At 38.2% G+C, this 204-nt stretch carries 1 pseudogene; it reads left to right on the top strand.

Annotated elements, in window-relative coordinates:
- A pseudogene (locus CWC28_RS22405) lies at positions 1-204 on the top strand (EamA/RhaT family transporter); the annotation flags it as partial.

Below are 204 nucleotides of genomic sequence, written 5' to 3'. Positions count from 1 at the left end.
TATGGTGGAAAGTCAGCTCTCAACAACAGGCCTTACAGCTATTCAGTCGGGAGTTGTTGGTGGAGGCTCTCTTCTTTTATTAATGATTACAGGGCAAACTATTGAACTGCCATCATCTTCTGAGTTTTGGATGATTACTCTTTACTTGGTATTATTTTGTACCATATTTGCATTTTTTGCTCAGAATTTCGCGGTTAGAAAAAC

The sequence above is a fragment of the Pseudoalteromonas sp. S4492 genome (assembly GCF_005886115.1).
In the GTDB taxonomy this organism is placed as follows: domain Bacteria; phylum Pseudomonadota; class Gammaproteobacteria; order Enterobacterales; family Alteromonadaceae; genus Pseudoalteromonas; species Pseudoalteromonas gelatinilytica.
The sequence above is the reverse complement of the archived record's forward strand: the minus strand, read 5'-3'. Positions and strand labels throughout refer to the sequence as shown.